Origin of the sequence: Alcanivorax sp. REN37 (assembly GCF_041102775.1) — a bacterium.
Taxonomy (GTDB): domain Bacteria; phylum Pseudomonadota; class Gammaproteobacteria; order Pseudomonadales; family Alcanivoracaceae; genus Isoalcanivorax; species Isoalcanivorax beigongshangi.
This window is the reverse complement of sequence record NZ_JBGCUO010000001.1, coordinates 2,134,808-2,148,411: the sequence shown is the minus strand read 5'-3', so window position 1 is coordinate 2,148,411 and position 13,604 is coordinate 2,134,808. Positions and strand designations below refer to the sequence as shown.

Annotated in this window: 13 protein-coding genes; 6 read left to right on the top strand and 7 right to left on the bottom strand. The window is 64.1% G+C overall.

The annotated features are described in order from the left end of the window. Nucleotides 1-131: 131 nt before the first annotated feature. Entirely contained in the window at nucleotides 132-773 is a 642-nt protein-coding gene (locus tag AB5I84_RS09800; protein ID WP_369455673.1) for an NAD(P)-dependent oxidoreductase, read from the top strand. Nucleotide 774: 1 nt separating this feature from the next. Here the strand turns inward: AB5I84_RS09800 and recQ are convergent, their stop codons facing one another. Together recQ and AB5I84_RS09790 are read right to left on the bottom strand one after the other, a co-directional pair. Beyond that, nucleotides 775-2,577 (bottom strand): DNA helicase RecQ, encoded by a 1,803-nt coding sequence (recQ, locus tag AB5I84_RS09795; protein ID WP_369455672.1) that lies wholly within the window; start codon nucleotides 2,575-2,577, stop codon nucleotides 775-777. A 59-nt stretch (nucleotides 2,578-2,636) separates the two neighbouring features. Next, complete coding sequence (locus AB5I84_RS09790; protein ID WP_369455671.1) at nucleotides 2,637-3,263, bottom strand: LysE family transporter; 627 nt, start codon at nucleotides 3,261-3,263, stop codon at nucleotides 2,637-2,639. 144 nt (nucleotides 3,264-3,407) lie between these two features. Between AB5I84_RS09790 and AB5I84_RS09785 the strand changes: the two genes are divergently transcribed. Both AB5I84_RS09785 and AB5I84_RS09780 read left to right on the top strand, forming a co-directional pair. Further along, nucleotides 3,408-4,028: a TetR/AcrR family transcriptional regulator gene (locus tag AB5I84_RS09785; RefSeq protein ID WP_369455670.1), complete on the top strand. Its 621-nt coding sequence runs from the start codon at nucleotides 3,408-3,410 to the stop codon at nucleotides 4,026-4,028. Continuing rightward, nucleotides 4,025-5,698, top strand: a complete 1,674-nt coding sequence (locus AB5I84_RS09780; RefSeq protein ID WP_369455669.1) for an isovaleryl-CoA dehydrogenase — start codon at nucleotides 4,025-4,027, stop codon at nucleotides 5,696-5,698. The genes AB5I84_RS09785 and AB5I84_RS09780 overlap by 4 nt, the downstream gene beginning before the upstream one ends. A gap of 74 nt (nucleotides 5,699-5,772) precedes the next feature. Here the strand turns inward: AB5I84_RS09780 and AB5I84_RS09775 are convergent, their stop codons facing one another. Together AB5I84_RS09775 and AB5I84_RS09770 are read right to left on the bottom strand one after the other, a co-directional pair. Continuing rightward, entirely contained in the window at nucleotides 5,773-6,198 is a 426-nt protein-coding gene (locus AB5I84_RS09775) for a PaaI family thioesterase (RefSeq protein WP_369455668.1), read from the bottom strand. Between the two features lie 10 nt (nucleotides 6,199-6,208). Further along, complete coding sequence (locus AB5I84_RS09770) at nucleotides 6,209-6,655, bottom strand: hotdog fold domain-containing protein (RefSeq protein WP_369455667.1); 447 nt, start codon at nucleotides 6,653-6,655, stop codon at nucleotides 6,209-6,211. Between the two features lie 97 nt (nucleotides 6,656-6,752). Between AB5I84_RS09770 and AB5I84_RS09765 the strand changes: the two genes are divergently transcribed. After that, nucleotides 6,753-7,397 carry a TetR/AcrR family transcriptional regulator gene (locus AB5I84_RS09765; RefSeq protein ID WP_369455666.1) on the top strand — a complete coding sequence of 215 codons (645 nt, stop codon included), beginning with the start codon at nucleotides 6,753-6,755 and terminating at the stop codon, nucleotides 7,395-7,397. Nucleotides 7,398-7,467: 70 nt separating this feature from the next. Next, nucleotides 7,468-8,493 (top strand): DUF4062 domain-containing protein, encoded by a 1,026-nt coding sequence (locus AB5I84_RS09760; RefSeq protein WP_369455665.1) that lies wholly within the window; start codon nucleotides 7,468-7,470, stop codon nucleotides 8,491-8,493. 180 nt (nucleotides 8,494-8,673) lie between these two features. Here AB5I84_RS09760 and AB5I84_RS09755 read toward each other — a convergent pair whose 3' ends face one another. Continuing rightward, a complete protein-coding gene (locus AB5I84_RS09755; protein ID WP_369455664.1) occupies nucleotides 8,674-10,281 on the bottom strand; it encodes an alpha/beta hydrolase-fold protein in 1,608 nt (535 codons plus the stop codon). A 251-nt stretch (nucleotides 10,282-10,532) separates the two neighbouring features. Continuing rightward, on the bottom strand, nucleotides 10,533-12,251 hold the full coding sequence (locus AB5I84_RS09750) for a proline--tRNA ligase (protein WP_369455663.1): 1,719 nt from the start codon (nucleotides 12,249-12,251) through the stop codon (nucleotides 10,533-10,535). Nucleotides 12,252-12,350: 99 nt separating this feature from the next. Here AB5I84_RS09750 and AB5I84_RS09745 point away from each other — a divergent pair, with 99 nt between their 5' ends. After that, nucleotides 12,351-12,779: a PaaI family thioesterase gene (locus AB5I84_RS09745; protein WP_369455662.1), complete on the top strand. Its 429-nt coding sequence runs from the start codon at nucleotides 12,351-12,353 to the stop codon at nucleotides 12,777-12,779. 50 nt (nucleotides 12,780-12,829) lie between these two features. Here the strand turns inward: AB5I84_RS09745 and AB5I84_RS09740 are convergent, their stop codons facing one another. Beyond that, on the bottom strand, nucleotides 12,830-13,546 hold the full coding sequence (locus AB5I84_RS09740) for an NYN domain-containing protein (protein WP_369455661.1): 717 nt from the start codon (nucleotides 13,544-13,546) through the stop codon (nucleotides 12,830-12,832). Nucleotides 13,547-13,604 lie beyond the last annotated feature (58 nt).

The window sequence follows — 13,604 nt, the reverse complement described above, 5'->3', positions numbered from 1 at the left end:
CAACTCCATTGTTAAGTTCAGCTTCACCATGAAACCAGTAATGACCTACTAATGTGAACAGATCGGCGCGCCTAAACTGACGTCCGTGCTGGCGGGAACGCCCCGGCGGCAATCACCGGAGGAATCGGAGCATGAACATTTTGCTGATTGGCGCCCATGGATTTGTTGGCAGTGCGGTATGGCAAGAAGCGCGGCAGCGTGGCCATCGCGTGACCGCTTTGGTGCGCAGCGAAGACAAAGGCCGAGCGTTAGGCGCTGACTCCGACTGGGTGGTCGGGGATGCCCGCGACACGGGCGCGCTGGCTGCACTGCTGGCGCAGCAGGAGGTGCTGGTCAGTGCGTTCAATGCGCCCGCCGGCGCTCACCAGCGTGAGGCGTTTGTCAGTGGCAGCGAGGCGATCATTGATGCTGCGCACCAAGCCGGCAAGCGCTTGTTGGTCGTGGGTGGCGCCGGCAGCCTGTTCGTGGCGCCGGGGCTGCAGCTGGTGGACACCCCGGCGTTTCCGACGGAGTGGAAAGCCATGGCCGAAGGGGCTCGCGATGTACTCAATCTGTTACAGCAGGCGCCGGCGTCACTGGACTGGACCTTGCTGTCGCCGCCGGCATTGCTGGCCGCGGGTGAACGTCGCGGCCACTACCGGCGTGGCCGCGATCAGCTGCTGATGGACGGTGAGCAGCCGGCGGGCATCAGCGTGGCTGATCTGGCCGTGGCGCTGGTGGACGAGCTAGAGCAGCCGCAAGCTCGGCGCCAGCGATTCACCGTAGCGGCCTGATTCAGTATTCGTGGTCGCGGATCACTTCGAGGAAGTCATCGCCGAAGCGTTCCAGTTTGGTCTCGCCAACCCCGGTGACCTGCAGCATTTGCTGCGGGGTGCCGGGGCGCAGCGCCACCATGTCTTGCAGGGTGCGATCGTTGAACACCACATAAGGCGGCACGCCGAGGTCATCGGCCAGTCGCCGGCGCAGCCGCCGCAATGCTTCCCACAAGGGGCGGTCGGCGGGGTCGAGTTCGGCCGCCACCGGCGTGGCGCGGCGGCGCGGCGCTGGTTCGCTGGCATCTTCGCGCAGGGCAATGGTGGTTTCGCCGCGCAACAGCGGCCGGCAGTCTTCGGTCAGGTGCAAGGCGCCGAAACCATCCACATCCACGCTCAGCAGCCCGCGTGCCACCAGTTGGCGGAATACGCTGCGCCAGGTGTTGGCAGTGAGATCACTGCCGATGCCGTAGGTGGACAGGTTCTGGTGGCCGAACTGACGGATTTTCTCGGTGTTGCCGCCGCGTAGCACATCGACCAAGTGGTTGACGCCGAAGCGCTGGCCAGTGCGGTACACGCAGGACAACGCTTTGCGCACCGACTCGGTAGCATCCCAAGTAGTGGGTGGCGTCAGGCAGGTATCGCAGGCACCGCACTGCTCCGGGCTGTCCTCGCCGAAGTAGCGCAGCAGCGCATGGCGGCGGCAGCTGGTGATTTCACACAGACCCAGCATGGCGTCGAGCCGGTGTCGTTCGCGGCGTTTGTGGGTGTCATCGGCGGGCGATTGCTCCAGCATCTGCCGCAGTTTCACGATGTCTTCCACGCCATACAGCATCAGCGCGGTCGCCGGCTCGCCATCGCGGCCGGCACGGCCAGTTTCTTGGTAATAACCTTCAATGCTTTTCGGCAGGTCGAGGTGCATCACGAAGCGCACATCGGGCTTGTCGATGCCCATGCCGAACGCGATGGTGGCCACCATCACGATGCCGTCCTCGCGCAGGAAGCGCTGCTGATGATCGCGGCGCATGTCCTGGGGCAGGCCAGCGTGATAGGGCAGCGCCTTAATGCCTTGCTGCTGCAACCACGCAGCGGTGTCGTCGACCTTGGCGCGTGACAAGCAATAAATGACGCCAGCGTCGCCGGGATGCTCCTGCTGCAGGAAACGCAGCATCTGCTGGCGTGCTTGCTGTTTCAGGCCGATGCGGTACTGGATGTTGGGGCGGTCGAAGCTGCTAATAAAACGCGCCGCATGGGTCAGCTGCAGGCGCTCGGCGATTTCCTCGCGAGTGCGCAGGTCGGCGGTGGCGGTGAGCGCAATGCGCGGCACCTGCGGGAACACCTCGGCGAGCACCCCCAACTGCAAATAATCAGCGCGGAAATCATGGCCCCACTGCGACACACAGTGAGCTTCGTCGATGGCAAACAGCGCCAGCTTTACCCGCGTCAGCAACTGCATCATGCGCGGTTGGTTGAGCCGTTCCGGCGCCACGTACAACAGCTTCAGCGAGCCATCCAGTAGCGCGTCTTCGGTAGCCTGCTGCGCGGCGCGATCCTGGGCCGAGTTCAGGTAACCGGCCTTCACGCCCAGCGCTTGCAGTGCATCCACCTGGTCTTGCATCAACGCAATCAAGGGCGAGATCACCACCGCGGTGCCATCGCGTACCAGAGCCGGCAGTTGATAGCACAGCGATTTGCCGCCGCCGGTGGGCATCAGCACTAACGCATCCTGGCCACTGACCAGAGTCTGGATAATGGCTTCTTGCTGGCCGCGGAAACTGTGATAGCCGAATACCCGTTCGAGTACGGCGAGAGGGGTCTGAGTCATGGCGCGCAGTATAGCCGGTTCGGCGCCACTTCGGGCGCCGGTGTCCGGGGGGGCTGCTGTCAGCCGGTAGCACGTCCCATGGCCAGCATGAGGCCGGCGGCACCGGCGAACAGGGTCGCGAAACCGCGGTTCAACCGGCGCAACCCGGTGCGTGAACGCAGTAGGCCGGACATGCGTGTGGCGACCAGTGCGTAGAGCGACATCCCCATCACATCCACCAGCGACATGGTGATGGTCAGCACCGTGTATTGCGGCAGTAGCGGCAGGTCGGGGCGCAGGAATTGTGGGAATACCGCCATCACGAACAGCACCGCTTTGGGGTTGCTGGCGTTGACCAAGAACCCGCGCAGAAAGCGCGTGCGACCGCCATGCAGTGTCGGCTCGGCATTGGCATCAAGCGGTACCGCCGGTGCACGCCATTGCTGCACCGCCAGCCACAGCAGGTAACCGGCGCCGAGCCAGCGCAGCAGTTCAAACGCCCAGGGCGAAGCGGCCAACAGCGCACCGAGGCCGGCGGCGGCTACCACCACATGCAGGAAAGCACCCAGTTGCAGGCCGAGGATCAATTGCAGGGCCGGCAGATAGCCGCGGGTGGCGCTGGACAGCGTGGCCACCACGCCGGCGCCGGGCGTCAGACTGATCACCCAGCAGGCGGCAAACCACGTTAGCCATAGTTCGAACGACATCGGAAGATCCGTGTGTAAAACGGGAAAGTGGCGCGCAGCCTACGCCGATCTAACCAGATTTGCCAAGCATCAGTGTCGCTTGCTGCCAAGAAGTGAATCATGATTCACTTCTTGGCAACCAAACCATCAGTGAGGGAAGCCGCCATGGCCTATCGCGACACTCCGGCGCTCAGCGCTCGCCGTCTGGCGCGCCGTGAGCAACTGCTGCAGGAGTCGGAATGGCTGCTGCGTGAAGGCGGTTTTGCCGGCCTCACCATGCAAGGGCTGGCCGATCGTGCTGGCGTCAGTGTGGGGGCGCTGTACCGGCATTTTCCGTCGAAGCAGGAATTGGCAGCAGAGGTGTTCCGGCGCGCCACTGAGCGTGAAGTGGCGGCGGTGCAGGCAGCACTGGAGCAGCACCAGTACGCTGCCGCGCAAGTGCAGGCCGCGGCTGAACAATTCATCCAGCGCGCGTTGAAAGCGCCGCGCCAGGCTTGGGCGCTGATCGCCGAACCCGTGGACCCAGCGGTGGATGAAGAGCGCCTGCGCTACCGCGAAGCTTACGCCGCGTTGTTTCGCCGCGTGATCGAAGCCGGTATGGCGCGGGGCGAGTTGCCGTGGCAGGTGCCGGCGGTGTCTGCGGCGGCGCTGGTGGGCGCCCTAGCGGAAGCGCTGGTGGGCCCCCTGGCCGGGCCGCCATCGAAGGCGGTCACTGCGCCACTGATTGCATTTTGTCTGCGGGCGGTGGGAGCACCGTCGGCGTTCACCGAGGAGAGTGCATCATGACCACGTCCCGTCCCGGGTTGCGGCCCGACCCGTTGTCCGCCACCCACGAAGTCTTTAACCAGCCTAGTGCGCTGGAAGGGCACAACCTGTATCAGTCGGATGTCGCCGTGCAGGAGATGGTGGCGCGTTACGGCGGCGGCCGTGATAGCGCCGACCTGGTGCGTTACGGCGCCCTGTGTGGCCAGCCGGACATCATCGAGTTGGGCTTTCAGGCCAACGCGTTTCCGCCGCGTTTTGATACCCACGATCGTTTCGGCCACCGCAGCGACCAAGTGCATTATCAGCCGGCCTATCACCAGCTGATGAAGATGGCGCTCAGCGAAGGCCTGCACAGCACGCCGTGGACCAATCCCGGCGCTGGCGCCCACGTGATGCGTGCGGCCCAGTACTATCTGCACAGCCAGGTGGAGTCCGGTCACTGCTGTCCAGTGACGATGACGTTCGCGGCGGTGCCGACCTTACAACGCACGCCGGCCATCGCTGAAGCGTGGCTGCCGAAGGTGTTGGCCCGCGACTACGATCCGCGCAACGTTCCGGACCGCGAGAAAAGTGCGCTCACCATTGGCATGGGCATGACCGAAAAGCAGGGCGGCTCCGATGTGCGCGCCAATACCACCCGCGCTTGGCCGATCGGCAGCGGTGGTCCCGGTGAAGCCTACGAACTGGTGGGCCACAAGTGGTTTCTGTCGGCGCCAATGTGTGATGCGTTTCTGATGCTGGCGCAGGCCGAGGGTGGTCTGAGCTGTTTCTTAGTGCCGCGCTGGCGGCCGGATGGCAGCAAGAATCCGCTGCAGGTGCAGCGTCTGAAAGACAAAATGGGCAACGTTTCCAACGCCTCGTCCGAAGTCGAGCTGCGCGGTGCGTTGGGCTACTTGGTGGGCGAGGAGGGGCGCGGCGTGCCGGCCATCATCGAGATGGTGTCGATGACCCGCTTCGATTGCATGGTGGGCTCCGCCGCCGCCCAGCGGCAGGCGGTGCTGCAGGCCCTGCACCATGCCTCCCAGCGCGCGGCGTTTGGGCGCACGCTGGCGGACCAACCGCTGATGCAGAACGTGCTGGCCGACTTGCAGTTGGAGCTGGAAGGCTCGCTGGCGATCAGCTTCCGGGTGGCACAGGCGCTTGACCAGCAGGACGATCCGGCGCAGCAATTATTTGCGCGCTTGGGCACGGCGGTGGGCAAGTACTGGATCTGCAAGCGCACGCCGCACCACGCCTACGAGGCGATGGAGGTGATCGGCGGCAGCGGGGTGATGGAAAACTGCATCATGCCGCGTCTGTATCGCGATGCGCCGATCAACGCCATCTGGGAAGGCTCTGGCAACGTGCAGGCGCTGGATGTGCTGCGCGCGCTGGCGAAAACGCCGGCGGTGCTCGACAACTGGCTGCAGGAATTGGCCGCCCGCAGTGGCAAGGATGCGCGCTTGGACCGTGCCGTGGCACGGCTGCAAGACGCTTTCCGCGATACCGCCGACGCGGAATACCGCGCGCGCCACTTGGTTGACCAGTTGTCGCTGACCATGCAGGCGGCGCTGCTGGTGGATCATGCCCCACAAGCGGTGGCAGAAGCCTTTATTGCGTCACGGCTCGGCGAGGGCGGTGACCGTCAATACGGCACCTTGCCGCGTGGCATCGATGTGAAGGCGATCATGGCGCGCGGCTATCAACGCTGAACCGGTCTGCATCGATCGCTAAAACCAAAACGCCCCGGCAGTTTGCCGGGGCGTTTTGTTACCGGTGTGCGACGTCAGCCAGCGCTAACGATGGTGCCTTGCGCTACCGCGCAGAGTTTCGATTGGCCATCTTGTTCGCACCAGATTTCACAGCGGGTAACGGCCTGGCGACGGCCGGCGCCAACCACCCGCGCCTCAGCCCGCAACTGTTGCCCTTGAGCGGGCCGCAGATAGTTGATCTTGAATTCGGATGTGAGCGCATTGCCGCCCAGCGTCAGCCCGCCGGCAAAGGTCAGGCTGTTGTCGGCCAGGTAGCTGAGCACGCCGCCATGCACAAAACCGTGTTGTTGCAACATCGAGGGCGTCACCGGCAGTGCCAGGCAGGCGTGCTCGCGATCGGCGCTGACCAGCTCGGCACCCAGCCATTGGCTAAATGGTTGCTGTGCCAAAATGGCGCGGGCGTAATCGAGCAGTTGCGTCGCTGACAGCGGTGTGTCCATGGCGGGTTCCTCAGCCGTGTTTGACGTTCATGGTAATGGCAGCGGTGAACACCAGTGTGCCTTCGGCGTCGTGCACCGTCACCGGCACCACCGGGTCGCCGTCCACGCTCCAGTCAATACCGTCGCCGGATGCCACGCCGATCAGGTCGCCACGCGCTTTGGCCACGTACTCCACCGTCATGCCGCGCGGGATCCAGCGCGCGCCGGCCGGCACGCTGATATTAGTCATGGTGCCCGCCACCAGCTCGGCCAAGTTGCACATGGCGATCGCATGCACAGTGCCGATGTGGTTGGTGACTTCACGGCGGAACGGCAGCCGTGCTTCGGCGCGGTTCGGTGCCAGTGCCGTCATCACTGGATTGATGGTGGCGAAGTAGGGTGCCAGTTGGCAAAGCATGGCGCTGAAGGCGTCCGGCCCTTGCTGCTCGAACAGGGCAAGAATCTGGTCGGGGTTCATGGCGTTACTCCTCGTTAGCAGAATAATGTTCTGTAGTGCGAGGATGGTCGGGTTGGAATAACATTCTGTAAAGCTCATTTTGGAATATTATTCTGTTATGGCTCAATCTGATCCTTTCCCTGATGCCAGTTTGGCCGTGCTTGAACGCCAGTGGCCCGGTGCCCGGGCGGCACTGAAGCGGCGCATTCTCGCCAGTGCACTGGGCACCGTGAACCGGCTTGGCATTGACGGCGCCACCATCGAACTGATCCGCGCCGACTGCGGCGCCAGTGTTGGCAATCTCTATCACCACTTCGGCAACCGCGAAGGGCTGTTGGCGGCGCTGTTCTTCTGCGGTCTGGATGATCAGCACGCCCTGCAACAGCAGTATCTGGCGGCCGCCCACGGGGCCCGCGCCGGCATCGAAGCGATGGTGTTCAGCTATGTGGATTGGATCAGCGACCATCCGGCGTTGGCCCGCTTCATGTTTCAAGCCCGCTTCGTGGTGTCGCAGGGGCCGCAGGCAGAGGTGCTCGCGCAGCGCAACCGCAGTCGTTACGGCGCAGCGCTGGCGTGGTTGCGTGAACACAGCGACGCGCTTGGCGACACGCCGCGTGCCTTGTTGCCGTCATTGATTGTCGGCGCAGCAGAAAACTACAGCCGTGCTTGGTTGTCAGGGCGGGTGAAGGAATCGCCGCACACACAACGCCGCTGGCTTGCGCAAGCGGCTTGGCGCAGTCTCGGCCTGCCCGACGACGCTTGAGAGCCGCGTCCCAAGCGGCTTAAATACCAAACCTTGATCCATCGCCCCCGTCACCGAGGACCGGTTCCGTTTGACCAGCGAACGCAAATACCAGGTATTCATCAGTGCCACCTACGACGATCTGCAGTCCGAGCGGCAGGCGTTGCTGAGCGTGCTGCTCAGCCGTGGACTGATCCCGGTAGGCATGGAGCTGTCGCCGGGCGATTCCGACAGCCAGTGGCGCACCATCCAGCGCCTGATCAGTGAAAGTGACTACTACTTGGTATTGGTGGGTGGCCGCTACGGCACGCTGTCACCGATCGGTCTGTCCTATACCCATCGTGAATTTGTCTATGCGCTGACCAAGGGCAAGCCGATCCTCGCGCTGCTGCTGGAAGACGTCGATCAGTTGCCGCCGGCGCGCCGTGAGGCGACCCGCGAAGGCGAAGCCCGGCTGCAGGATTTTCGCAGTGCGCTGGCGCGCCAATGTTTGGTGGGGCAGTGGCATAACGCCCGTGACTTGCTCGACGCGGCGCGCTTCGGCATGGCCAAGCTGATTGCCCAGTACCCTAGCGCCGGTTGGGTGCGCGGTGATCGCGCCAGTGCCAGTGTGGAAGACGACGAGCGCCGTGCTCTACGCGCCCAGATCGACGCGTTGGAACGAGAAAAGGAAGCGTTGCTGCAAGGCATGCGCCCCAGCGCTGACGGACTCGCCCGTGGCCAAGAACAGGTGGTGTTGCACTACCACTGCGATGTCTATGCCAGCGGTGACTGCAAGCGCCTGCGCCACCACAGTCGCCTGAGTTGGGACCAGATTCTTACCACTGTCGGCCCGGTGCTGCTTAACGACACGCGCGCCGCGCCGGTGCAGGAGGTGCTGGAAGAACGCTTGCAGGAGGGCGCATTGACCGATGTTCAGCAGGCCCACCCCAGCGCCCATGCGGTGCGCAACCTGACCCTTGGCCGCGACAGCCTCTACATGGTGCTGCTGCATTTGCGTGCGCTCGGCTGGGTGCGCAAGAGCCCGGGAGCCAGTGCTGATCCGGGCACGTTGTGGCAACTGACGCCGCTGGGCGACCAGCAGTTGACGGCTCTGATGGTGCATACCCGCGGGTAACGGCCGATCGCCAATCTTGCTGGCGCTGCAGGTGCTACGTCGTGCTGCTGCCGGGTAGGGCGGTTGGCGTGAGGTCGGCGCCACCCTACGACTCTACTGCCGCGCTATCCGGCCGCGGCTGAAACAGGCAGAGCGGTGTTCTGGCTGCGCTGCCGGTTCCGCCAGAACGGGCTCCTTCGATCAACCGCGCCGATGGCGCAGCAATGCCAATCCCATTAGCAGACCCAGCCACAGGCTGCCGGCACCGTTGCTGCTGCCGCTGCGGGCTGCGGTGGTTGGCACAGTGTCATCTGGCTGCTCCGGCTGCGGTTCCGTGGGCTGCTCCGGTTGCGGTTCGATCTCTGCCGGCGGCGCCGGATAATCCTCCGGCCAACCCACGTGCAGTGCCACGTCATCCAGATCCATTGATACCCGTGCGTCATCGGCATCGAGGCCGGTAAACACTTGTACATCGCCGCGGCTGCCGGTGCGGAAGGTCACCGTTAATTGGGTGTAATCCGGCAACTGGGCGAATCGCGCTTGGCCCAGAACGGTGCCGCCGCCATCGCGTACGCCGAACAGCCCCTGCCGCTGGCGACCGTGGGTGCGCACCCAGCCGGTGAGGTGGTAGCGGGTGTTGGGCGCCAGTGTGACCGACTGGGTAAGCCGGCTCCAGCCGGCCTGCTCGCCGAGGCGGGCATGGCCGCGACCGCTGTGTGGGGTGCCGCGCAGCGGCACTATCCAGCAGCGGCCTTCGCAACGCCAGGGCGACACATCGCCGCGCTCGAAATCGCCGTGATCGAGCAGGTTCTGTGCCGGCCAGGGCTGCTCCAGCACCGCCAGAATGGCGGGGAAGTCTTCCGCAAAGCTGCGCTGCCAGTAACCGCCGGTGTGCTGGCCGTCGCCGTAGGGCAGGTAGTCGTGGGCGATGCCGAGCTGCTCCAGCCGCTCGTGCAGCGCCACATTCATCTTGTGCACCTCGGCTTCCTGGATCCAATCCATGAACTCGCCAGGAGGGTTGAAGCCGCCCTTGTCATCCAACGGGCCGGCGCGGCCGTTGCCGAAATACAGCGCCATGCGAATGCCGCGCAACTGGTGCGCCAGTGAATAAGGGTTATGGGCCAGCCGGCGTTTCTGATCCAGTGGCCAAGGGCCGAAAATGCTGTAAGGCATGCGCACATCAATGATGGGAGACACGCCGATCCAGTTGGCCACCAGTTCGCCGCGCGTATCCACCGCGCCGGAGTAAGCCGAGGCAGCGGCAAACAAATCCGGGTGGCGAGCAGCGTAGCTCATGGTGCCGTAGCCGCCCATCGACAGCCCGGCAATGGCGCGCCCATAGCGGTGGCCGATGGTGCGCAGCTGGGCGTCCACCCACGGCAGCAGCTCGGTGATGATGTACGTCTCCCACTGCGGTCGACCATCCAGTCCGGCCACGCTGGCGTCCATGTACCAGCTGCCCTTGCCTCCGGACGGTTGCACCAGGATCACCGGCGCGTCGCCAACACTGTCGTTAGCGCCCAAATGGGTCCAGTCGACATGGGTGCCGCCGCCGCCGTGCAACAGATAGAGCACCGGGTAGCGGCGTTCCGAGTCATTGTCGTAGCCCTTAGGCAGCACTATGCGCACGGTAGCGTTCTGCACCAGATGACGGCTTTTGAGGGTGATGTCGAAGGTACGTTGGTCGACGGCGTTGATACCTTTAACAGCAAGGCCGTGGCTGTCGCCGGGCGAAAAGGCGTGGCTGTCAGACACCGGAAACAGCAGCAAGGCAAAGGCCAGGAAGCCGCTGCGGAGCATGGCGGGCATGGTCGGATCCTTTTGTTGTTGTACTGGTGTGCATGGTAGGAAAGCAGCGGCGGGCCGTGGGTAGCGGCGGCGGTCGACGGGCGTGGCGGCGGCGGTCAGCCGACCGGGGCGGGGTGATGAAAAAGCATGGCCGGCGGCCTTGGCATCAGCCGGAAGCATGTGCGGCGGCAAAAAAGTGTTACCGCTGGGGGGCCGGCGGCCACAAAAAAGCCCCGCCGAAGGCGGGGCTTTTGATAGTGCAGGGCAGTGGATCAGCGCTTCACGGCGTTGCCAAGGAAGGCCATCAATTCTGCCACCGGCACCAGGGTGTTGTCGCTGTCGCGGCGAGCACGGTACTCCACCACACCGTCATCCAAGCCGCGCTCGGTGACCACGATGCGGTGCGGAATGCCGATCAGTTCGGCATCCGCCAGTTTGACGCCGAGGCGCTCGCGTTCGCGGTCGTCGTACAGCACGTCGAAACCGGCGTCGGTGAGTTGCTGGTAGAGCGCATCGCAGTGCTCTTTTTCGCGCGGGCTCTTTTTCGGGTTGAGCGGCACCAGTGCGATGTGGAACGGCGCAATGGCGTCTGGCCAAATGATGCCGCGCTCGTCGTGGTTCTGCTCGATGGCCGCCGCCACCACGCGGGTGACGCCGATGCCGTAGCAGCCCATCGGCATCACCAGACTTTTGCCCTGTTCATCGAGCACGGTGGCATTGAGCGCCTGGGAGTACTTGGTGCCGAGCTGGAAGATATGCCCGACCTCGATGCCGCGCTTGATGGTCAACCGGCCTTGGCCATCAGGGCTCGGATCACCTTCCACCGCCTTGCGCAGGTCGGCCACCTCTGGCTCCGGCAAGTCGCGGCCCCAGTTGAGGCCGGTCAGATGCACGCCGTCGCGGTTGGCGCCGGCAACAAAGTTGCTCATCAGCGCTACGCTGCGGTCGGCGATCACCGGCACCGACAGGCCCACCGGGCCCAGTGAGCCGGCACTGGCGTCAGCCACGGCGCGGATTTCGTCGTCAGTGGCAAAGCGCAGCGGCACCGCTACCTGCGGCAGCTTTTCCGCCTTGATGTCGTTGAGGCTGTGATCGCCGCGCACCAGCAGGGCGACCAGCGGCGATTCGCTGCCCTCACGGGCGGCCACCAGCAGCGTCTTGACGATCTGCTCCGGGCGCAGGCCGTGCTGGGCTACCAAATCGTCGATGGTGCGTGCTTTCGGTGTCGCCAGTTCCGCCATGGCCTCGGTGGCGGCGCCGCGCTCGCCCTCAGCAATGGCTTCCGCCAGTTCCACGTTGGCCGCGAAGTCGGAGCCGTCGGAGAACGCAATGGCGTCTTCACCGGACTCGGCCAGCACATGGAATTCGTGGGAAGCGGAACCGCCGATGGAGCCGGTGTCCGCTTCCACCGGGCGGTAGTAGACACCGATGCGGTCGAAAATGGCGCAATAGGTGCGGTACATCACCGCGTAGGTGGCTTCCAGCGACGCCATGTCGGCGTGGAAGGAATAAGCATCCTTCATGATGAATTCCCGTGAACGCATGACGCCAAAGCGCGGGCGCACCTCGTCACGGAACTTGGTCTGGATTTGGTAGAAGTTGGCCGGCAGCTGCTTGTAGCTGTGCACCTCGTTGCGCACCAGGTCGGTGATCACTTCCTCGTGGGTAGGGCCGAGGCAGAAACCGTTCTGGTGGCGGTCGACGAAGCGCAGCAGTTCCGGACCGTAATCCACATCACGGCCAGATTCTTGCCATAGCTCTAGCGGTTGCACCACGGGCATCATCACTTCCTGGGCGCCGGAACGGTCCATCTCCTCGCGCACAATGGCTTCCACCTTGCGCAGTACACGCAGGCCGGTGGGCAGCCAGGAATAGAGGCCAGAGGAGAGCCGACGGATCATGCCGGCACGCAGCATGAGTTGGTGACTGATCACCACGGCATCTGCCGGAGTTTGCTTTACAGTGGCCAGCAGATATTGGGAAGCTCGCATGTCACACAGCCCTGAACAGGTGGGGAAAGCGGGCATTGTATAAGAGTGACCGGGACTTTGTTGAGTCCGGTGCGGATATCGATAACAAGGAGAATCATAGTGAGTAGTGCAGAGCTGCTGAGTGCGGACGCTGTCCAGCAGATCATCCATCAGGGGCTGCCGGCGGCAGCGGAGTCCGGATTGGTGGTGGAACAGATTACCCCGGGCGGGGCGCGCCTGCGCCAACGCTTCGAAGCGCGCCAAACTCGCCCCGGCGGCACGCTGTCCGGGCCGACCATGATGGCGTTGGCGGATGCCGCCATGTACGCCGCTATCCTCGGCAATCTGGGCCGCATTGAAATGGCGGTGACCCAGAGCTTGAACATCAACTTTCTCGCCCGTCCGCAGCCGCGCGATCTGATTGCCGAATGCGACATCCTGCGCATGGGCCGGCGTTCGGTGGTGCTGCAGGTGATGATTTACAGCGATGGCGACAGCCAGCCGGTGGCACAAGCCACGGGCAACTATGCGCTGCCGATGTCCAGCTGAATCACAGGCGGCGGCCGGTTGACGGCCGCCGCAGTTTGTAGCGGCCGACGCTAGCCGCCCACCGCCATGCTGACGTACCAGCCGCCTTGTTCCTGCGCCACATGCAGCAAGTCGTAGGTGCGCAGCATATTGAGCAGGCCAGAATGGCCATACTGCTGGGGAGAAAATCCGGGATCGGTACGGCGCAGGTACTGACCCAACTCGCCCAATCCCACCAAACCGTCGGAACTGTCGGCGGCCAGCAACTTCACCGCTTCCACTACCAGCAGTGGCCGGCGCTTGTTGGCGCTGCTTTGAGCATTGGCAGTGTCCTGAGCGGGCTCGTTCTTTTCTTTCGGCGCTGGCTGCCATTCAAAGAAATGGTCAGAGGCGTTGCGTAGCGCCGCCGGAGTTTTGGCCTCGCCGATAATGCACACGCGTGTACCGCGCTCACGCAACTTGCGGCAGAGGCCGGCGAAGTCGGAATCGCTGGTGACCAGGCAGAAAGTGTCGGCGCGGTCGTCGAAATAGGCTTCCAGCGCGTCCAGCGCCAGCGCAATGTCGGCGGTGTTTTTGCCCGAAGCGTACTGGTATTGCAGGTGGGGGGTGAACGCCTGTTCGACCAACGCGTCCTGCCATTTGTTGGCCAGCGTGCTGTGGTTGCCGTAGCCGCGGCGCAGTACCACACGGCCGAACTGGGCGCCCATGCGCAGTGCAAAATCGAGGATCTCCGGCGACACATTGTCGCAGTCCACCAGCACTGCTACCCGTGATTCAGTGGCAGCCATGTCATCTCCTTGGCAATGAGTTGCGTCGGCGAGTGTGCGGGGCCGTTGGCGGCCCCGC